Raw genomic sequence first — 20,536 nt, 5'->3', positions numbered from 1 at the left:
GGGCCTCAGGCGTTCAGCCAGCAGCGGACCTGCGCGCGGCCGTTCATCAGCTCGCCGTTCGGGTCGTCCTCCCAGCCGCCGATCTTGTCGCTGACGCCCGAGACGAAGTCGTTGAACATCGGCAGGATCAGCCCGCCCTCGTCGCGCAGGATCTGCGCCATTTCCGTATACATGCCCTTGCGCTTGGCCTCGTCCAGCTCGCCGCGCGCGGCCAGCAGCAGCTCGTCGAACCGCGCGTTCCTGAACTTGGTGTCGTTCCATTCCGCCGTGGACAGATAGGCGGTGGAATACATCTGGTCCTGCACCGGCCGCCCGCCCCAGTAGCTGGCGCAGAACGGCTGCACGTTCCAGACGTTCGACCAGTAGCCGTCGTCCGGTTCCAGCTGCACCTGCAGCGGGATGCCCGCCGCGTTGGCGGATGCCGCGAAAAGGTTGGCCGCATCGACCGCCCCCGGAAACGCGCCCGGAGCCGTGCGCAGCACGATCGGGCTGCCGTCGTGGCCGGACTTCTTGTAATACTCCGCCGCCTTGGCCGCATCGTATTCGCGCTGCTCGAACTTATCCTCGAACAGGGGATAGGCCGCGTTGATCGGGAAGTCGTTGCCCCGGCTGCCCAGCCCGCCGAGGATCTTGTCAACCATCTCCTGCCGGTTGATCGCATATTTCAGCGCCATCCGCAGGTCGTTGTTGTCGAAGGGCGCCTTGTCGCAATGCATGATGAAGACGTAATGCCCGCGCCCCGCGACGGCCTTGATCTGCACGCCCGGCACGCCCTTCAGCAGCTCCACGATCTTCGGATCGACCCGGTTGATCATGTGCACCTGGCCCGACTGCAACGCCGCCGTCCGCGCCGTGTTGTCGTTGATGACCAGGATCTCGACCTCGTCGGCATGGCCGATGGTGGAATCGAAATAGTTCGCGTGCTTCTTGAAGGTGTGCCGGACGCCCGGCTCGTTCACCACCACCGCATAGGGCCCCGCGCCGATCCCGGCGGCCGGATTGTCCACGCCGCCGCCCGGCTGGATCATCAGGTGATAGTCCGCCATCAGGAAGGGCAGGTCGGCGTTGGCCGCAGTCAGCGTCAGCGTGACCATGTCACCCTCCGCCTTCATGTCCGCGATGCCCTGCACGATGCCCAGGGCCCCCGACTGCGACTTCTCGTCGGTGTGCCGTTTCAGCGTCGCCACCACGTCCTCGGCCGTGACCGTGGCGCCGTTGTGATACTCCACGCCCTTCTGGATCTTGAACTTCCATTCCTTCGCATCCGGGCTGGACGAGATCTCTTCGGCGATCCGGGGGTCGATGGTGCCGTCCGGCTTCACGTCGCACAGCATCTCGCCCCAGGTCATGTTGACCTGATAGGGCACCTCGGACGCCGCCAGCGCCGGGTCCAGGCTGTTCGTCGATTCCCCGCCCTGCATCCCCAGGCGGATCACACCGCCCTTTTTCGGCTCCTCCGCCCGGGCCGCCTTGCCGAACAGCGCCGAGGCCAGCCCCGCCGACACACCCAGCGCCGTCGTCCGTCCGACGAACTCGCGCCGCGTCATCCGCCCGGCCTGCGCCTGCGCCACCATCCAGTCAAGCTGTCTGTGCTTGTCGTCCATTGTCGTCTCCCTGTTTGGCCCCCGTTGCGGGGAGTCTTTTGTTGACTTGAGAATCAATAAACCGCGAACCGCGCCGTGCGACAAACCTTTTCTTGCCCCGGCTCACACAAAGTCTCGTGCGACCGCCTCATCCCAGTCGCGCCGGAAAACGACCTGATCGCCCTCCCAGGCGGTCAGCGTCGCCTGCATCCGAAAATGCGTGGCCGAAGCCGTCATCATCGTCTCCGCCCGCGTCCGCACCCGCCAGTCGCCGCGCGACAGCCGCTGCTCCCAGGTGATCGCGGCCCGGGCCGACAGGGGATCGGCGCCGATCTCCCAGCGCTCGGTCGTCGTCTCGCCCGTGACCAGGCCGTGGCCCAGGTTCTCCGTGTCGCCCGTATCGTCCTCGACGACCAGCGCATGGGTCCCCGCGATCAGGTCGCTCTCGATCCGGCGGCTGGATTTCCCCTCGCGCAGCACCCGGTGCGCCCAGGGCGGCGCGGTCTCGGCGGGCAAAGGCTCCCATTCCGCAGCCGTCCCCCGATGCACCGGCAGATCCAGGCTCGCCTGCATGAGGGTCAGCACCGCCGCCTCGGGGCTGGGCCAGACGAAGGGCCAGTAGGTCGTGGACAGGGCCAGCCGCAGCCGGTGCCCCGCCGCCAGCCGATAGCCCATCTGGTCCAGCACCACGACCACATCCTCCGCCACGCCGGGACGCATCGGCTGCGGGCTTTCCGCGCTGTGGCGGTGGCAGAGATTCAGGATGCCATGCGCGATCCTGGTGGAGGACCCGTCCGGCGCCACATCGCACAGCCGGGCCACGACAAAGGCCAGAGGCTTGTCCGAGGCCAGCCGCAGCGTCAGCCGCGCCGCCCCCAGCAGCTCCAGCGGTTCCGCCAACGTCGCGCCATCAAAACAGACCGACAGCGCGTCATCCGCCCGCTGGTCGCCCGCCATTTCCGCATTCAGCCCCATCGGAAAGAACTCGCCCGCCGCCATCCCCAGATGCTGCGGCGTGCAGACCCGGGAGGACAGCGGCCCCGCCACCCCCAGCCCCGCATCCGACACCGGCAAGACCCGGCGACTGACGCGGCGCGAAGGCCATTCCGCCTCGGCGATCCAGTGGCCGTCCCGATGGGCAGCACTCGGGTCCGGGGGCGCGGAATGCAGCATGTAGGCGCGCAGGGCAGGGTCATCCTCTGCGCCATTCGGGATCCCCTTCAGCCAGCGGTCCCACCAGCGGATCGCCAGTTGCAGAAACCCGATCCGCGGCCCCGGCACCGCCGTATGCGGATACTGGTGCACCCAGGGGCCGATGATCCCCTTCACCGGGCCCTTTGCGCCTTCCAGCAGCTTGACGACCGTATTCATGTAATTGTCGTTCCAGCCGCCGATGGACAGGATCGGCACCGTCACCCGGTCCCAGTCCTCGCAGATCGAGCCGTGCTTCCAGTAGGCGTCCCGCGTCTGGTGCGCCGCCCAGCGCGGGGCAAGGAAGGGCTCTGCGACAAGCCGCATCAGCCAGTCTTCGCGCCAGCCGTTCCGCAGCAACGGATCGGCCGGACGCGAGGAGTAGGACAGCATGACCGAGCCCCAGCCGAAATTCTCGCCCAGCAGCGCGCCGCCCTTGAAGTGGATGTCATCGGCAAAGCGGTCGGTGGTGGAATAGACGCTGATCACGGCCTTCAGCGCGGGCGGTTGCAGGAAGGCCGTCTGCAGGCAGTTGAACCCGCCCCAGCTCTTTCCCATCATTCCCACCGCACCGCTGCACCAGTCCTGCCTGGCCAGCCAGCCGATCACATCGCAGGCGTCCTGCAACTCCTGCGCCGAGTATTCGTCCTCCATCAGCCCGTCGCTGTCGCCGTTGCCCCGGATGTCCACCCGGATACAGGCATAGCCATGACCCGCGACATAAGGGTGCATCAGCTCATCCCGGGGCAGGGTCCCGTCACGCTTGCGGTAGGGGATGTATTCCAGCACTGCCGGGACGGGTTTCGCCTTGGCGCTCTGCGGCATCCAGACCCGCGCCGACAGGCGGGTGCCATCGGGCATCGGGATGGCCAGGTCCTCGATCTCGGTGACCGTTTCGGGAAGACTGCTGCGGATCGTCACGAGGCCCCTCCGATTCTCTGCCTCCATCCGATATTATCCGTTCGTACAATTCAAGCCTCGCGTGAGCCTTCTCCTGCGCCTTCGGCTTCTCGTCGGAGCGCCACGCGCGATCTCCTCCCCCGCGAGGAGGAACGAAGTCCCCGACGAGCGGCCCCGAGAGAAGCCCTAACCAAACGTAAATGCCCGCACGCAACCCATTGATTTCCTTGGTCCCGAAAAAGCCGCCGCGCGCGGCGCACCCGCCTGTTCACCCCCGCACAGCCCCCGCGCGCCTTGATCGGGATGAAATTCCGCCCCCTCGGGTCTACCTTCCCTTCCAAAGGAGACGCCCCATGTGGAACCCGCTTCTCGACCCCTCGATCCCGATCGGCACCCAGGTCGACCAGATCGAGACCGTGATCGTCCCCCGCGCCCGCGACCTCGGCGGCTTCGAGGTCCGCCGCGCCCTTCCCTCCGCCCAGCGGCAGATGGTCGGCCCCTTCATCTTCTTCGACCAGATGGGCCCGGCCGAGTTCCTGACCGGGCAGGGCATCGACGTCCGCCCTCACCCCCATATCGGGCTCGGGACGGTCACCTACCTGATGAAAGGCCGCCTCCACCACCGCGATTCCCTGGGCACCGACGCCTGGATCGAACCGGGAGCGGTCAACTGGATGCTGGCCGGGCAGGGGATCACCCACTCCGAACGGACCGACGGCGCGGCCCGTCAGGCCCCCCTCTCGATGTTCGGCCTCCAGACCTGGCTCGCCCTGCCGAAGGACCGCGAGGAGGACCCGGCCGGGTTCGTCCATGTCGGGAAGGCCCAGCTGCCGGAACTGGAAGGCGAGGGCAAACAGGTTCGCCTGATCCTCGGCCGGGCCTGGGGCGCGCGGGTCGGCCTCGACATGCCCTCCGAGGTCTTCTACGCCGACGCCATCCTCCGGCCCGGCGCCTCGATCCCGCTCCCCGACGACCACGAGGACCGGGGGGTCTATGTCCTGCAAGGTGAGATCACCTGCGCCGGGCAGACCTTCGAGGCGGGCCGGATGCTCGTCTTCCGCCCCGGCGACAGGGTCTCGGTCCAGGCCGGCCCGCAGGGCGCGCGGGTGATGCTGCTGGGCGGAGCCACGATGGACGGTCCCCGCTTCATCTGGTGGAACTTCGTCGCCTCCTCCCGCGAGAAGATCGACGCCGCCAAGGAAGCCTGGCGGGCGGGCGACTGGATGCACGGCCGCTTCTCCCTCCCCCCCGGCGACGATGCCGAGTTCATCCCGGCCCCGGACCGATAAACTCCCCATTGACGCCCCTCGGCAGACCGTCTATCCCGCCCCGCAGCGCGCGGTGGTAGCTCAGTTGGTTAGAGTACCGGCCTGTCACGCCGGGGGTCGCGGGTTCGAGCCCCGTCCACCGCGCCAGCATTTCCCCCAAACAAGCCTGGCAAGGTGCCCGCGCGTGGGCAGCCGCTTTGACACAAGGAAATCAACATCCTGCCCGCGGACATGTGGCTTCGGCTGACCGGATCCGGGGCATTTCCGCCGCGATCGCACGGGCAAGGTCGGGGCGCCCCGCGCCGGACGCACCGCCCCTGCGCGGGAATGCGGGGGCGCACCGGCCCCCGCCGCTTTTCCCGCTTGACGCCCCCCGACCAACCCCTTATCTGGCCCCTCAGCGCGCGGTGGTAGCTCAGTTGGTTAGAGTACCGGCCTGTCACGCCGGGGGTCGCGGGTTCGAGCCCCGTCCACCGCGCCAGTTTCCCCTTCCAAAGGTCATGTTTCCCGGCCTCGCCAGACAGGCGGCCCCGGGATATCGGTCGGCCCATCAGACCAGGAGACCCGCATGACCCGACCAGCCCTTGTTGTCCTCCTCCTGCTTGCTGCCAGCCCCTTGTGCGCCGAAGGCATCCTGCTGCCGCCGGGCTTCGACGGGCTTTACGCGCCCGAAGGGATGGCCTGCACCGGCTTCTCGGCCATTTCGGTCGAGGCGGGGGTCATGACCGGCAGCGAGTTCGCCATCACCGTCACCGATCTTGTCGAGTTTCCCGGCGAGCCGAACCGCGTCGAGGCGACGATGCTGAACCAGGGCGGCGGTGGTGACTGGGAGGATTCGGCAATCCTGACCCTGTCCGCGGACGGAACGACGCTGCGGTTCGACTATCCCGACGGGACCTCGGTGGTCTGGAGCCGCTGCCCGTGATCGCCTGCGGCATCGGCAAGGCTTGACCTTGCCCGCGGGGTGGATCAAGCCTGCGCGTGACGTTCGACCGGAGCTGACGGATGCACTTTCTGGACAATCTGCCCCTGTCGGTTCTGGTGATCGCCGCGCTGACGCTGGGCCTGGCGCCGTTCTTCCCCGAGCCGCATATCTGGGAAAAGCTGAAGATGCTGGTCGCCGGGCAACTGGTGAAGCCGGTGGACATCTTCGATCTGGCGATGCACGGCGCGCCCTGGGTCCTGCTGCTGGCCAAGCTGGCGCGGATGGCGGTGGCGCGGGGGTAGCGGAGTCGGGGCAAGCCCCGACCTACAGCGTCATGCGATAGCGGATGTGGCCGTCGTTGTCGCAGAACTGGTCATACAGGCGGCGGGCGGTGGTGTTGGTGATCTCGGTCAGCCAATAGAGCCGCCGCCAGCCGTTCGCGCGGGCGATGGCGATCAGGTCCTCGATCAGCGCGCGGCCCAGGCCCTGGCCGCGGGCTTCGGGGGCGACGAAAAGGTCCTCCAGATAGCCGTCATCGCCCATCACCCAGGTCGAGGGGTGATGCTGGTGGATCGCAAAGCCCTGCGGCACCCCGTCCAGCACGGCCAGACGGGCGGTCATCGGGCAGGCGGGGTCCATCAGGCGGGTCCAGGTGAAGGCGGTGACTTCGGCGGGCAGAGCGATGCCGTAGCCGTCGCAGAAGCCCTGCCACAGCCGCAGGAAATCCGTTTCGTCCGAGTGGGTTGCATTGCGCAGTTCAAGCATCTTGCGAAGCCCGTCACGCGATGCGCGCCAGAATGCGCGCCCAGGAGCGGATGCCCTTGTGGAACGACTCCAGGTCGTATTTCTCGTTCGGGGAATGGATCTGGTCGTCGTCGCGGCCGAAGCCGATCAGCATCGCGTCCATCCCGAGGATCGACTTGAAGTATCCCGCCACCGGGATCGAGCCTCCGGCCCCCACGAAGGCGGCGGGGCGGCCCCATTCCTCGGTCAGCGCCTGCCGGGCGGCCTCGAAGGCGGGGTCGGAGATCTCCATCACCGAAGCCGGGGCGCCGTCGCTGCCGCCGTGCCAGTGGATCGTGCAGTCGGCGGGCATCTGCGCCTCGGCCCAGCGTTTGAAGGAGGTGATGATCTTCTCCGGGTCCTGGCGCGAGACGAGGCGGAACGAGACCTTCGCATGCGCCTCGGACGGAAGCACGGTCTTGAAGCCGGCGCCGGTGTAGCCGCCCCACATGCCGTTCACCTCGGCGGTCGGGCGCGACCAGATCTTCTCCAGAGGCGTGCGGTCCTGTTCGCCCGCGGGGACCGAGAGGCCCACGTCGCCAAGATAGCGGGCATGGTCGAAGGCCAGCGCCTGCCATTGCTGGCGTAGCGTGTCGGGCAATTCGTCCACGTCGTCATAGAAACCCGGCACCTGCACGCGGCCCTGCGCGTCGTGCAGACCGGCCAGAAGGCGCGCCATGAGGTGCAAGGGGTTCTGCGCCAGCCCGCCATACATGCCGGAATGCAGGTCGCGGCTGGCGGCGCGGATGGTGAATTCCGCCTTGCAAAGCCCGCGCAGCATGGTGGTGATCGCTGGCGTCGCGCCCTCGAACAGCCCGGTGTCGCAGATCAGCGCGAGGTCGCAGGACAGTTCGTCCCGGTGCGCTTCAAGGAAGGGGATCAGCGAGGGGGACCCCGACTCCTCCTCGCCCTCGAGGAAGATCGTGAGCTTGCCGGGCAGGGTGCCGTGGACGTCCTTCCAGGCTCGGCAGGCCTCGATGAAAGTCATGAGCTGGCCCTTGTCGTCGGATGCCCCCCGGGCGCGGATCACCTTGCCCCTGGGGGTGTCCTGCACTTCGGGGTCGAAGGGGGGACGGTCCCAGAGGTCTAGCGGATCAACGGGTTGCACATCGTAGTGGCCGTAGAACAGAAGATGGCGCGCGCCCTCTCCGCCATGGGCCACGACCATCGGATGGCCCGGGGTCTGGGCCGCGCGGGCGTCGAAACCCAGCGCGGCAAGGTCGGCGGCGATCAGCTCGGCCGCGCGGGCGCAATCGGCCTTGTAGGCGGGGTCGGTCGAGATCGAGGGGATGCGCAGCAGGTCCATCAGCCGGTCCAGCGACTGCGGCAGGGTGTCGTCGATGCGTTGAAGCACGGCGTCAAGGGACGGTGTGGGGGACATCGGGCTCTCCGGGATGTAAGTGCCGGGCAGCCTATCAGCCGGTTCGCCACTGTCCAGAGCGGCCGGTCCGCGGTAAGAAGAGATAGTGACCAGGGCCGGGGGTGACAATTCGCCCTCTGGTCGCTAACTGCGGATTGACCGAAATCAAGGCACCACGGCGCGGGAACTGCGAAGACAGCCGCACAAGGGACCGGACACATGACCAGATACACCGACGCAATCGACCAGAGCCTGCAACGCCTGCACGACGAGGGGCGCTATCGCACCTTCATCGACATCGAGCGGCGGCAGGGCCAGTTCCCCCATGCCGAATGGACGCGGCCCGATGGCAGCCGGAAAGAGATCACCGTCTGGTGCGGCAACGATTATCTGGGCATGGGGCAGCATCCCGAAGTGCTGGCCGCGATGCATCAGGCGCTGGACGCCACCGGTGCCGGCTCGGGCGGGACGCGCAACATCAGCGGCACGACGGTCTGGCACCGGCGGCTCGAGGCAGAGCTGGCGGACCTGCACCGCAAAGAGGCCGCCCTGGTCTTCACCAGCGCCTACATCGCCAACGACGCGACGCTGTCGACGCTGCGGACCATCTTCCCCGGTCTCATCATCTATTCCGACGCGCTGAACCATGCCAGCATGATCGAGGGCGTCCGGCGCGGGGGGGGCGAGAAGCGGATCTTCCGGCACAACGACGTGGCCCACCTTCGCGAGCTTCTGTCCCGGGACGATCCGGCGGCGCCGAAACTGATCGCCTTCGAATCGATCTACTCGATGGATGGCGACTTCGGCCCGATCCGCGACATCTGCGATCTGGCCGAGGAATTCGATGCGCTGACCTATATCGACGAGGTCCATGCCGTCGGCATGTATGGCCCGCGCGGGGCAGGGGTTGCCGAACGCGACGGGCAGATGCACCGGATCGACATCATCAACGGAACCCTGGCCAAGGCCTACGGCGTGTTCGGCGGCTATATCGCGGCCTCGGCCCGGATGGTGGATGCTGTGCGCAGCTATGCGCCGGGGTTCATCTTCACCACCTCGCTGCCCCCGGCCGTTGCTGCGGGTGCTGCCGCCTCGGTCCGCTTCCTGAAGGGCGAGGGCGGCCAGGCGCTGCGCGTGCAGCACCAGACCCAGGCCCGTATCCTGAAGACCCGGCTCAAGGGGATGGGCCTGCCGATCATCGACCACGGGTCGCACATCGTGCCGGTCCATGTCGGCAACCCCGTGCATTGCAAGATGCTGTCGGACATGCTGCTGGAAGATCACGGCATCTACGTCCAGCCGATCAACTTCCCCACCGTCCCGCGCGGGACGGAACGGCTGCGCTTCACTCCTTCGCCGGTGCATGGCCCGCAAGAGATCGACAGGCTTGTGCGCGCCATGGATGCGCTTTGGGCGCAGTGTGCGCTGAATCGCGCCGAAGCGGTTGCCTAGGGCCTTTGCCCCATGGAAAACCCCTTGCCCTGTGGTAGGGTTTGACCAATAGAACAGTGCAGTGAGTCGCCGGGGAAGGCGACCGCGTAGAGTGGTGCACCGAAGGGGACAGCGGGCGTATGATCGGTTGGAGGTCCAAACCTTCCACGACCGAAGAGGACAAGCCAAAGGGCTTTGACGACTTCGAGTTGCGGCTCGGCGATCTCATGCGCGGCGAGAGGGCCACGCTTGGCAAGTCCCTGCTTGACGTCCAGCGCGAACTGAAGATCAAGGCCACCTACATCGCCGCCATCGAGAACGCCGATCTGTCGGCCTTTGAAACCCCCGGTTTCGTCGCGGGCTATGTCCGCTCTTACGCGCGCTACCTGGCAATGGACCCGGAATGGGCCTTCGAGCGGTTCTGCGCCGAGGCGGGCTATTCCGTATCGCATGGGCTGTCGTCCGCTGCCGCGCCGCAGCAGATCGTCAAGGCGCGCGCGCGTCGGGCCGTGTCGGATCCGCTGGGCGATCCGAATGCCAGTTTCATCCCGCGCGGCGAGGCGATCTGGAGCCAGATCGAACCGGGTGCCATCGGGTCCGTCGCCGTCCTGATCGCGCTGATCGGTGCCATCGGCTATGGCGGCTGGTCCGTGCTGCAGGAAGTCCAGCGCGTGCAGCTTGCCCCGGTCGACGAGGCCCCGACCGTGGTCGCGCAGATCGATCCGCTGTCGAATGTGGGGACCGCAGCGCCGAAGGTCGTTGCTACCCGCCCGGCCGAGCCTGCGGCCCAGACCGTTGCCAGCGCCGAGGGGACGGCATCCGTCGATGTGATGGATCGCCTCTATCGCCCGAAGGCGCTGGATGTGCCGGTCCTGACCGCGCGCGATGGCCCGATTGCCGCGATCAACCCGCGCCAGACCGGCGTCCTGGCCGACGTGGCCGAAGCCGATGCCGTGGATGCCGCCATCGACGAAGCGGTGGGCGGCGATGTGCAGGTGATTGCGGATGCCAAGGAAGGCGTCGAAGTGCTGGCGGTCCGGCCCTCCTGGGTGCGGGTGAATGCCGCCGACGGCACGGTGCTGTTCGAAAAGATCCTCGACGCGGGCGAACGCTATGCGGTTCCGCCGCTGGAAACCGCCGCCGTGTTCCGCACCGGCAACTCCGGCGCGATCTACTTTGTCGTGGATGGCGTGGCCTATGGCCCGGCGGCGCCGGGGGCCCAGGTGGTCAAGGACATCAAGCTGTCGCCCGAGGCGCTGACCCAGACCTTCGCCCAGGCCGACCTGACCAAGGATCAGGACCTTGCCAATTTCGCCACGGCGGATGCGGCGGATGTCCTGCCGGCTCCGGCGGCGTCCGAGTAAGCGTCCCGCCCATTGCCCGAGCCTGCTGCGCGGCCTATGCTGCGATGGCACGAAACCGGAGCCTGACCGATGACTCACAATCCCGTTCGCCCCTGGCGCAACATCGCGCGACGGGCGTCGCGGCAGATCCGCGTGGGCAAGGTTCTCGTCGGGGGCGATGCGCCGATCTCGGTCCAGACGATGACCAACACGCTGACCACGGATGTCGCCGCGACCATCGAGCAGATCCAGCGCTGCGCCGTGGCCGGGGCGGATATCGTGCGGGTCTCGACACCGGACGAGGCCAGCACCCGCGCGCTGAAGGAGATCGTGGCCGAAAGCCCGGTGCCGATCGTCGCGGACATCCATTTCCATTACAAGCGCGCGATCGAGGCGGCCGAAGCGGGGGCTGCCTGTCTGCGCATCAACCCCGGCAACATCGGCGACGCGTCGCGCGTGGCCGAGGTGGTGCGGGCGGCCAAGGATCACGGGTGCAGCATCCGCATCGGCGTGAACGCGGGGAGCCTGGAAAAGCATCTTCTGGAGAAATACGGCGAGCCCTGTCCCGAGGCGATGGTGGAAAGCGGTCTCGACCATATCCGCCTGTTGCAGGACAACGACTTTCACGAGTTCAAGATCAGCGTGAAGGCCTCCGACGTCTTCCTTGCCGCAGCGGCCTATCAGCAGCTGGCCGATGCCACCGATGCCCCGATCCATCTGGGGATCACCGAGGCCGGGGGGCTGGTGTCCGGCACGGTGAAATCGGCCATCGGGCTGGGCAACCTGTTGTGGATGGGGATCGGCGACACGATCCGCGTCAGCCTGTCGGCGGACCCGGTGGAAGAGGTGAAGGTCGGCTTCGAGATCCTGAAATCCCTGGGTCTGCGGCACCGGGGGGTGACGATCATCTCGTGCCCGTCCTGCGCGCGGCAGGGGTTCGATGTCATCAGGACCGTCTCGGCGCTGGAGGAACGGCTGGCGCATATCACCACCTCGATGAGCCTGTCGATCATAGGTTGCGTGGTGAACGGCCCGGGCGAGGCGCTGATGACCGACATCGGATTCACCGGAGGGGGCGCGGGCAAGGGCATGGTCTATCTGGCCGGCAAGCAGGACCACACGCTGTCGAACGACCGGATGATCGACCACATCGTGGAACTGGTGGAAAAGAAGGCCGCCGAGATCGAGGCGGCAGAGAAGCTCGCGGCGGAATAGCCGAGCTGCGGCTTCGCCGTCCTGGCGCGAGGGCCCCAAGGGCGTGCGGTCAGTCTTCGCCCATCGCCTCGCCCCTCGTCTCGGCGCCGCTGGCGGCCTGGTCCGGGCTGGCCGGGACCTTTGCCGCCGTGGGGCTGGCGCTGGTCACGCTGGGGGCCGGGCTGTGGGTGGCGAATACGCTGCGCCCCGAGCCGACCGCGCAGTAGGCCTGACGCAGACGGGCGGCCCTGCGCAGGGCCGCCCGCTGTCATCCGGCGCCAGTCGGCGTCAGCTGCGCGCGTCCGAGACGAAGTCGCGCATCACGTCCAGCGGCGCATAGCCGCGCATCACCATGTCCTTCAGGACGAAGGCCGGGGTCCCGGTGATCTCCATCTTCGTTGCCAGGTCATGGTTGTCCTTGATGACCTGCATCACCTCGTCCGAGGTCATTCGGTCGAGGATCGGCTTCGGCTCCAGCCCCAGATCGCTGGCCAGCCGCCCAAGCGTTTCGGCCGTAGGCTCGCCCCGCAGGGTCATCAGCGCGTCATGCACCTTGTCATAGGCCTCGGGGCCATGCAGTTGCAGGACCGCGATCGCGAATTGCGAGGAAAGCAGCGACGCCTCGCCCAGGATCGGGAACTCCTTGACGACAAAGCGGATATTGCCGTCCGACTTCACCAGTTCCGCCACATCGGCATAGGCCTTGCGGCAATAGCCGCAGCGGTAGTCCATGAACTCGACCAGGGTCAGGTCGCCGTCCGGATTGCCGCCGACCCAGTCGTTGGGATTGTTGAAGATCACGTCGTTGAACGTCGAGACCAGCTGCACGTCGCGCAGGGTCGCCGCCTTTTCCTCGCGGGCCTGAAGAACGTCCATCGCCTCGATCAGGACCTCGGGGTTTTCCAGCAGATAGGCCCGCACTTCGTCGCGGAAGGCCGCCCGTTCGGCCTCTGTCATCCCGGGTGCGGACGGCTGGTCTTCGGCACGGGCGGGAAGGCTGGCAAGGCCGATCATCAGGCCAAGGGCAAGGCGGTTCATGGGGTCTCCTGCGGGCCGGATCTGGCGGGGCGCAGGATAGGGGCGGGGGCGGGGCGTGACAAGCCGCTCGCCGCTTTGTGATCCGGCGGCCACGACGGCAGCGCGCGGCTGCGCGGCGGAATTTACATCGGCGCGGCAACCGGGGATAAGGCGGCGATGAGCCTTCTGCGCCCGCTTTGTGCTGTCCTTCTGATCCTTCTGGCCCTGCCGCTGCGGGCCGAGGGGCTGTCGGCGCTGGCGCGGGTCGATCCGATGCGCTCGGCGCTGGTGGCCACGGGCGAGGGGCTGGAGCTGCGCCTGGCCCTGAGCCAGCCGGTGCCCTGGCGGGTGCGGATGCTGGACAACCCGCCGCGCATGGTGATCGACACGCGCGAGGTGGACTGGGCGGGGGCCGAGGTGCTGGCCATGGTGCGCCCGGCGGTGGCCATGCGGGCGGGGTCGTTCCGGCCCGGCTGGTCGCGGCTGGTGCTGGAGCTGGACGGGCCGCACCGGCTGGCCAAGGCCGAGATGACCACCGGTGCCGCCCCCCGGCTGGACCTTGTGCTGGTGCCGACCGACGCCGCAAGCCTTGCCGCCGAGGCCGCGCGCCCCGACCTGCCGGACTGGGGCCTGCCCGAGGCAGCCGAGCTGGTTGCCCCCGTGCCCGAAGGAAGCGGCCCGATTGTCGTGGTGCTGGACCCGGGCCATGGCGGCATCGACCCCGGTGCCGAACGCGAGGGGCAGACCGAGGCGGCGTTGATGCTGACCTTCGCGCGCGAGGTGAAGGAGGCGCTGCTGCGCGATGGGCGCTTTCAGGTGGTGCTGACCCGCGACGACGACATCTTCGTGCCGCTGGAGACCCGCACTTCGATCGCGCGCGAGGCGGGGGCGGACCTGTTCCTGTCGCTGCATGCCGACGCCCTGGCCGAAGGCGACGCGCAGGGCGCCACGATCTACACGCTGGCCGCCGAAGCCTCGGACGCCGCCTCCGAGGCGCTGGCCGAACGGCACGACCGCGACGACCTTCTGGCGGGGGTGGACCTGACCGATCAGGACGATGTGGTGGCCGAGGTCCTGATGGACATGGCACGCACCCGGACCCGCCCGCGCACCGACCGCCTGGCCGCCGCAATTGTCTCGGCGATCAGGGCCTCCGGGTTGCGCATGCACCGGCACCCGCAGCAGCAGGGGGGATTTTCCGTGCTGAAGTCCCCTGACATTCCCTCGGCGCTTCTGGAAGTGGGGTTCCTGTCCTCGGACCGCGACTTCAAGCGGCTCTCCGACCCGGCCTGGCGCGCAAGGCTGGCCGAGGCGGTGGTGCAGGGCATCATCGCCTGGTCGGTCGAGGATGCGGCGCTGCGGGCCACGGCCGGCCCCTAGGTCGCGCGAAAGCCGGCCTGCGCCGAAACTTGTGACCGGCCAAGGTTTTGACGCGGACGCGCGTCTGCTATACTGCGGTGCGACGGCAGCGAGGGGATAGGGTGCTTCGGTTCATCGGCAATGTCTTGGGCGGTCTCTTTTCCCTGGTCACTCTGGGGCTGATCTTCGGCGCGCTGACGCTGGGCGGGATCTTCTACATGTATTCCCGCGACCTGCCGAGCCATGAGAATCTGGCGCAGTACACCCCTGCCACGATCAGCCGGATCTATTCGGGCGAAGGCCGGATCATCGACGAATTCGCGCAGGAGCGGCGGTTGTTCGTCGCCTCGGAAGATATCCCCGATCTGGTGAAACAGGCCTTCATCAGCGCCGAGGACAAGAATTTCTACAAGCATCACGGGTATGACACCCGGGGGATGCTGGCCGCGCTGATCGAGGCGGTGAAAAGCCGCGGCAAGAACGCGCGCGGGGCCTCCACGATCACCCAGCAGGTGACGAAGAACTTCCTGCTGGACGGCTCGCGGTCGGTGGAACGCAAGATCAAGGAGATCATCCTTGCCACCCGACTGGAGCAGACCCTGTCCAAGGACAAGATCCTGGAACTCTATCTGAACGAGATCTTCCTGGGAAAGAACTCCTACGGGGTGGCCGCGGCGGCGCAGACCTATTTCAACAAGTCGCTGTCGGAACTCGCCCCGCACGAGGCCGCGATGCTGGCCGCGATGCCGCAGGCGCCGGGCAAGTATGACCCGGTGACCAACAAGGAACGCGTGACGGAACGGCGCAACTACGTCCTGCGCGAGATGTGGCAGAACGGCTATATCGACGAGGCGACCTATCTGTCGGAAAAGGAACAGCCTCTGCGCTCCGTGCAGAACGGCGATTTCGAGGCCTTCCGCGATGCGCTGCCGCCGCGCGACTATTTCACCGACGAAATCCGGCGCCAGCTGTCGGGGGTCTTCGGCGAGCAGGAGTTCTTCACCGGCGGCCTGACGATCCGGGCCACGGTCGATCCCGAACTGCAAAGGGCCGCCGCCGAGGCGCTGCGCAAGGGGCTTGAGAGTTACGACCGCAATCAGGGCGTCTGGCGCGGCACCGGCAAGACCCTGCCGCCCGAAGTGCTGGGCTCCGAGGCAAGCTGGCGCGAGGCGCTGTCGAAGGTCGATGTGCCGCGCGACATCGACGCCTGGTTCCCCGCAGTGGTGCTCGAGGTCGGCGAAAGCTCGGCCCGCATCGGCATCGAAGGCGTGATGGACGACGGGGACGGCCACTTCATCCCGGCCGAGGACGTGACCTGGGCGAGGAAGCGGCTGCCGGACGGGACGCTGGCGAAGAAGGCCAAGGTCCCGGGCGATCTGGTCTCGGTCGGCGATGTCGTGCTGGTCCGCGCGGTGACCAACGACGACGGCACCTTCAAGCGCTGGTCGCTGCGCCAGGTGCCAGAGGTGCAGGGCGCCTTCATGGCGATGGACGTGAACACCGGCCGGGTCCTCGCGATGCAGGGCGGGTTCTCCTACCAGGATTCGGTGTTCAACCGCACCACCCAGGCCACGCGACAGCCGGGGTCCAGCTTCAAACCCTTCGTCTATGCTGCGGCGCTGGATTCCGGCTTCACCCCCGCCACCATCGTCGTCGACGCCCCGATCGAGATCGACACGCCGCAGGGCCTCTGGACGCCCAAGAACGCCTCGGGGAAATACTACGGCCCCACGCCGCTGCGCACCGGGATCGAACAGTCGCGTAACCTGATGACGATCCGCGTCGCGCAGGAAATCGGGATGCAGACCGTGGCCGCCTATGCCGAGCGGTTCGGGGTCTATGACCGGCTGGGCCCGTATCTAGCCAACGCCCTTGGCGCGCAGGAGACGACGCTGTTCAAGATGGTCGCGGCCTACGCGATGTTCGCCAACGGCGGCGAAAGGGTGGAACCGACGCTGGTCGACCGGGTGCAGGACCGCTTCGGCAAGACGATCTACCGCCACGACCAGCGCGTCTGCGAAGACTGCGCCGATCCGACCCTGCCGCCGGGGCGGGGGGTGACCATCGACAGCAACCGCGAGCGCGTGATGAACGCGATCACCGCCTATCAGCTGACCAGCATGATGGAGGGCGTGGTCAAGCGCGGCTCGGCCAGCCGGCTGAACCTGCCTGTGCCGATCGCCGGCAAGACCGGCACGACGAACGACGCCAAGGACGTCTGGTTCATCGGCTATTCCTCGAACATCGTCGCGGGCTGCTACATGGGCTTTGACCAGCCCCGCACGCTGGGCGAAAGCGCCTTTGGCGGCACGCTCTGCGTCCCCGTCTTCCAGGACTTCATGGAGGACGCGATCCGGAAATACGGCGGCGGCGCGTTCAAGGTTCCGCCGGGCGGCTATTTCCGCAAGATCGACCGCTTCACCGGCCAGCCGCTGCCGGATGACGCCACCGGCGACAATGTCGTGTCCGAATATTTCCGCGAGGGCGAGGATGCGCTGATCGGTCTGGGCTTGGTCGTCGACGGCGGCTTTGCGATGGGCGAAAACCTGCCGCTCTTCGCCTATGGCGAGGGCGATGAGGGTGGCGACCAGGGCAAGACGGTGACCAACTCGCAAGGCAAGTCCGTGGTCGTGCCGAAGAAGGCCGATTTCGGCACCGTGTCCTCGGGCGGGCTTTACTGACCGCATTGTCCGATCCGGCCCCGCGCCCTTGCCCGGGCGCGGTCAAACCCTTATGACCGCCTCCGCAAGACCAAAGGTGGACCCGACCCATGCGCGCCGAAACCCAAGCCAATATCGAAGCCGTCGAAAAGACGCTGAAGCTTCTGGCCCAGCGGATGGACTGGGAAACCGCTCCGCACCGGCTTGAGGAATTCGACGCGATGATCGAATCGCCCGACCTCTGGAACGATCCGGCCAAGGCGCAAAAGCTGATGCGCGACCGCCAGGCGCTGCTGGATGCGGTCAACGCCTACAAGCTGATCGACAGCGGGCTGAAGGAGAATGTCGAGCTGATCGAACTGGGCGAGGCCGAAGGCGACGCCGAGATCGTCAAGGAGGCCGAGGCAGCCCTTGCCGATCTGGTCAAGGTCGCCGAGGCGAAGGAACTTGAGGCGCTGCTTGACGGCGAGGCGGACGGCAACGACACGTTCCTGGAAATCAACGCGGGCGCGGGTGGCACCGAAAGCTGCGATTGGGCCGCGATGCTGGCGCGGATGTATGTCCGCTGGGCGGAAAAGCGCGGGTTCACCGTCGAACTCCAGTCGGAAAGCGAGGGCGACGGCGCGGGGATCAAGTCAGCCAGCTACAAGATCAGCGGCAAGAACGCCTATGGCTGGCTGAAGACCGAGGCCGGGGTGCACCGGCTGGTCCGCATCTCGCCCTATGACAGCGCGGCGCGGCGGCATACCTCGTTCTGCTCGGTCTGGGTCTATCCGGTGGTGGACGACAACATCGAGATCGAGGTGCTGGACAAGGACATCCGCATCGACACCTTCCGGTCCTCGGGCGCGGGTGGGCAGCACGTCAACAAGACCGACTCTGCCGTGCGGATCACCCACTTCCCGACCGGGATCGTCGTCACCTCGTCCCTGAAGTCGCAGCACCAGAACCGCGACATCGCGATGAAGGCGCTGAAAAGCCGCCTGTATCAGATGGAACTGGACAAGCGGAACGCCGCGATCAACGAGGCCTACGAGAACAAGGGCGACGCGGGCTGGGGCAACCAGATCCGGTCCTATGTGCTGCAACCCTACCAGATGGTGAAGGACCTGCGCACAGGGTATGAGACCAGCGACACGCAGGGCGTGCTGGACGGGGACCTGGACGGGTTCATGCAGGCCACGCTGGCCCTGAAGGCCTCGGGCAAGAAGCGCGGCGACATCGAGGATGTCGACTGATCGGCCCCCGGTCGTGAGGGAATGCCCGCCCCGGACCTGATCCGGCTGTCCTGCCGCAAAATCCTTGCCTGACGCTTCGCCTCGCGCTTAATCTTCGGGCATGAGCGTCACGCTTCCGCCCGCCGTGCCCGAAGTGAACGAGGTCGATGTCTCCGACCTCCGGGCCAGCCTTGCGGCCGGATGGCAGGATTTCCGGCGCGCGCCGCTTCTGGGGCTTGCCTTCTCGGCGGTCTATGTGCTGGGCGGCTGGCTGATCCTCTGGGCGATGACGGCCAAGGGCCAGCTCTGGTGGACGCTGCCTGCCGGCGCCGGTTTCCCGATCCTCGGCCCCTTCATCGCCTGCGGGTTCTATGAAATCTCCCGCCGGCTGGAGGCAGGGGAGCCGCTGGTCGCGCGCGAAATCTTCGGCGTGATCTTCCGCCAGAAGGACCGGCAGATCCCGGCCATGGCGGCGGTGATCGTGGTCTATTTCCTGTTCTGGAACTTCCTTGCGCACATGATCTTCGCGCTGTTTCTGGGGAATGCCACGATGACCAACGTGTCCTCCTCGCTGGCGGTGTTCCTGACGCCGCCGGGGCTGATGATGCTGGCCTTCGGCACGCTGGTCGGTGCGGCCTTCGCGACGCTGCTGTTCTGCCTGACCGTTGTCAGCCTGCCGATGCTCTTGGACCGCGAGGTGGATTTCGTCACCGCGATGCTGACCAGTTTCGCGCTGGTCCGGGAAAATCCGCGCGTGCTGCTGTCCTGGGGCGCGCTGATCGCGGTGTGCATCTTCCTGGGGATGCTTCCGGGCTTCCTCGGGCTCTTCCTGGTCCTGCCCCTGTTCGGGCATGCCAGCTGGCACCTCTACCGCCGCGCGATCACCTGACCGGACGCCTGACCAGCAGCGCCAGCGCCGACGCCAGCGCGGCCATCCCGCTGGCCGTCAGCGCAACCGTGCCGAAGGCCGCCCCGGTAGCGGCCAGATGCGCGGGTGTGTCGCCCGTGACGCCGAACCCCGGTGCACCCGGCCCATAGGCCGCCGCCGCCATCCTGCCCAGCAGAGCCACCGCGATCAGCCCCGCGACCCGCGCCACCGCGTTGTTCACGCCCGAGGCCGCGCCCTGTTCGCCATCCTCGGCCCCCTGCATCGCTGCCGCCGTCAGGGGGGCCACGACCAGACCCAGACCGAAGCCCGCCAGCGCCGTGAAGGGCACGACATGGGCCCAGAACTGCCCGTCCGGCGCAAAGTGCCACAGCCCCGCATAGGCCAGAGCTACCAGCGCGGACCCTGCCGCCATCAGCGGCCCCGCGCCCCAGCGGTCGGCCATCCGCCCCGCAGGCGCCGACATCACCCCGATCAGCACCGAGATCGGCAGAAAGGCCGCCGTGACCTCCAGCGCCGTCACGCCCCAGGCCGAAACGGCGGTCATCGGCAGGTAGAACATCACCCCGTTCAGCGCGAAATAAAGCGCGAAGGTCACGACATTCGTCACCGCAAGCGTGCGGTTGCGAAACAGGCCCAGCCGCAGCATCGGGGCAGGGGATACGGCCTCCCAGGCCACGAAGGCCGCAAGGCTGGCCAGGGAGGCCAGCGCCACCCGGACCGGAGCCGTGGCATCGGTCAGCGCCCAGGCCATCAGGCCAAGGCCGAGCGTGGCCAGACCCGCTCCGACCAGATCGACGCGCACCCCCGGCCTGCCGACATCGCCCGGCGTGCGGCCCTGCACCAGCCAAAGCGCGGCAAGGCCGAGCGGCAGGTTCAACGCGAAGATCAGCCGCCAGCCGATCTCGCCGCCCCAGGTGACGAACATGCCGCCCAGCACCGGCCCCATCGCCGTCGTCAGCGTCGAGGCCGCCGCCCAGAGGCCAAGCGCCCGGCCCCGCTCCTCGCGTGGATAGGCGCGCGAGACCATGGCCATCGACCCCGGCACCATCAGCGCAGCACCCACCCCCTTCACGGCGCGGGCGGCGATCATCTGGTCCGGCGTCATCGCGGCCGCACAGGCCAGCGACCCCGCCACGAAGACGACAATCCCCAGCGAGAACACCCGCGCGATCCCGAAGCGGTCGCCCATCGCGCCGCCGACCAGCACCAGCGCCGACAGGGTCAGCAGGTAGCCTGCGTTCATCCACTGAGCCTGCGCCAGGCTGGCCCCCAGCGCGGCGCGCATCGCGGGCATGGCGATCGAGGTCACGGAACTGTCGATGAAGCCCATCGACGAGGCCAGGATCGCGGCCCAGAGGATGACCCTCCGGTCCCCCTCGGCACAGAAGGAAACGGGCACCGGAGTGCCCTCCGATG

Annotated in this window: 16 protein-coding genes and 2 tRNA genes; 12 read left to right on the top strand and 6 right to left on the bottom strand. The window is 67.6% G+C overall.

The features are described 5' to 3' along the window. Positions 1 to 5: 5 nt before the first annotated feature. Positions 6 to 1,604, bottom strand: coding sequence for an ABC transporter substrate-binding protein (locus tag D5084_RS04620; protein ID WP_128514342.1), 1,599 nt, complete (start codon positions 1,602 to 1,604; stop codon positions 6 to 8). 102 nt (positions 1,605 to 1,706) lie between these two features. Continuing rightward, positions 1,707 to 3,695 (bottom strand): CocE/NonD family hydrolase, encoded by a 1,989-nt coding sequence (locus D5084_RS04615; RefSeq protein WP_128514380.1) that lies wholly within the window; start codon positions 3,693 to 3,695, stop codon positions 1,707 to 1,709. Between the two features lie 332 nt (positions 3,696 to 4,027). On the opposite strand from D5084_RS04615, the gene D5084_RS04610 reads away from it, so the two are divergent. The 5 genes from D5084_RS04610 to D5084_RS04590 all read left to right on the top strand — a co-directional run bounded on the left by D5084_RS04610 (position 4,028) and on the right by D5084_RS04590 (position 6,169). Then, positions 4,028 to 4,963 (top strand): pirin family protein, encoded by a 936-nt coding sequence (locus D5084_RS04610; RefSeq protein WP_128514341.1) that lies wholly within the window; start codon positions 4,028 to 4,030, stop codon positions 4,961 to 4,963. Between the two features lie 49 nt (positions 4,964 to 5,012). Continuing rightward, a tRNA-Asp gene (locus tag D5084_RS04605) sits at positions 5,013 to 5,089 on the top strand. A gap of 257 nt (positions 5,090 to 5,346) precedes the next feature. Further along, positions 5,347 to 5,423, top strand: a tRNA-Asp gene (locus tag D5084_RS04600). 87 nt (positions 5,424 to 5,510) lie between these two features. Then, positions 5,511 to 5,867, top strand: coding sequence for a hypothetical protein (locus D5084_RS04595; protein ID WP_128514340.1), 357 nt, complete (start codon positions 5,511 to 5,513; stop codon positions 5,865 to 5,867). An 80-nt stretch (positions 5,868 to 5,947) separates the two neighbouring features. Further along, a complete protein-coding gene (locus D5084_RS04590) occupies positions 5,948 to 6,169 on the top strand; it encodes an RND transporter (RefSeq protein ID WP_128514339.1) in 222 nt (73 codons plus the stop codon). Positions 6,170 to 6,191: 22 nt separating this feature from the next. Here the strand turns inward: D5084_RS04590 and D5084_RS04585 are convergent, their stop codons facing one another. Together D5084_RS04585 and D5084_RS04580 are read right to left on the bottom strand one after the other, a co-directional pair. Then, positions 6,192 to 6,632, bottom strand: coding sequence for a GNAT family N-acetyltransferase (locus D5084_RS04585; RefSeq protein WP_128514338.1), 441 nt, complete (start codon positions 6,630 to 6,632; stop codon positions 6,192 to 6,194). 13 nt (positions 6,633 to 6,645) lie between these two features. After that, positions 6,646 to 8,031, bottom strand: a complete 1,386-nt coding sequence (locus tag D5084_RS04580; RefSeq protein WP_128514337.1) for a M20/M25/M40 family metallo-hydrolase — start codon at positions 8,029 to 8,031, stop codon at positions 6,646 to 6,648. Positions 8,032 to 8,229: 198 nt separating this feature from the next. Between D5084_RS04580 and hemA the strand changes: the two genes are divergently transcribed. The 3 genes from hemA to ispG all read left to right on the top strand — a co-directional run bounded on the left by hemA (position 8,230) and on the right by ispG (position 11,999). Beyond that, positions 8,230 to 9,462, top strand: a complete 1,233-nt coding sequence (hemA, locus tag D5084_RS04575; protein ID WP_128514336.1) for a 5-aminolevulinate synthase — start codon at positions 8,230 to 8,232, stop codon at positions 9,460 to 9,462. A 119-nt stretch (positions 9,463 to 9,581) separates the two neighbouring features. Beyond that, the gene (locus D5084_RS04570; protein ID WP_128514335.1) at positions 9,582 to 10,805 is read left to right on the top strand and encodes a helix-turn-helix domain-containing protein; all 1,224 of its coding nucleotides are present in this window, start codon (positions 9,582 to 9,584) and stop codon (positions 10,803 to 10,805) included. A gap of 69 nt (positions 10,806 to 10,874) precedes the next feature. Then, a complete protein-coding gene (ispG, locus tag D5084_RS04565) occupies positions 10,875 to 11,999 on the top strand; it encodes a flavodoxin-dependent (E)-4-hydroxy-3-methylbut-2-enyl-diphosphate synthase (protein WP_128514334.1) in 1,125 nt (374 codons plus the stop codon). Positions 12,000 to 12,266: 267 nt separating this feature from the next. Here the strand turns inward: ispG and D5084_RS04560 are convergent, their stop codons facing one another. After that, complete coding sequence (locus D5084_RS04560; RefSeq protein ID WP_128514333.1) at positions 12,267 to 13,016, bottom strand: DsbA family protein; 750 nt, start codon at positions 13,014 to 13,016, stop codon at positions 12,267 to 12,269. A 156-nt stretch (positions 13,017 to 13,172) separates the two neighbouring features. Here D5084_RS04560 and D5084_RS04555 point away from each other — a divergent pair, with 156 nt between their 5' ends. The 4 genes from D5084_RS04555 (at position 13,173) to D5084_RS04540 (ending at position 19,120) form a co-directional block, all read left to right on the top strand. Next, the gene (locus D5084_RS04555; RefSeq protein WP_128514332.1) at positions 13,173 to 14,375 is read left to right on the top strand and encodes an N-acetylmuramoyl-L-alanine amidase; all 1,203 of its coding nucleotides are present in this window, start codon (positions 13,173 to 13,175) and stop codon (positions 14,373 to 14,375) included. A gap of 101 nt (positions 14,376 to 14,476) precedes the next feature. Beyond that, positions 14,477 to 17,035 (top strand): penicillin-binding protein 1A, encoded by a 2,559-nt coding sequence (locus tag D5084_RS04550; protein ID WP_128514331.1) that lies wholly within the window; start codon positions 14,477 to 14,479, stop codon positions 17,033 to 17,035. An 89-nt stretch (positions 17,036 to 17,124) separates the two neighbouring features. After that, positions 17,125 to 18,252, top strand: a complete 1,128-nt coding sequence (gene prfB, locus D5084_RS04545) for a peptide chain release factor 2 (protein WP_128514330.1) — start codon at positions 17,125 to 17,127, stop codon at positions 18,250 to 18,252. A gap of 100 nt (positions 18,253 to 18,352) precedes the next feature. Further along, the gene (locus D5084_RS04540; protein WP_128514329.1) at positions 18,353 to 19,120 is read left to right on the top strand and encodes a DUF2189 domain-containing protein; all 768 of its coding nucleotides are present in this window, start codon (positions 18,353 to 18,355) and stop codon (positions 19,118 to 19,120) included. Here D5084_RS04540 and D5084_RS04535 read toward each other — a convergent pair. Next, on the bottom strand, positions 19,113 to 20,519 hold the full coding sequence (locus D5084_RS04535; RefSeq protein WP_238382526.1) for an MFS transporter: 1,407 nt from the start codon (positions 20,517 to 20,519) through the stop codon (positions 19,113 to 19,115). The two genes, D5084_RS04540 and D5084_RS04535, sit on opposite strands and share 8 nt — an antisense overlap. Positions 20,520 to 20,536 lie beyond the last annotated feature (17 nt).

The organism is Tabrizicola thermarum (genome assembly GCF_003574395.1).
GTDB classification, from domain to species: domain Bacteria; phylum Pseudomonadota; class Alphaproteobacteria; order Rhodobacterales; family Rhodobacteraceae; genus Tabrizicola; species Tabrizicola thermarum.
The sequence above is the reverse complement of the archived record's forward strand: the minus strand, read 5'-3'. Positions and strand labels throughout refer to the sequence as shown.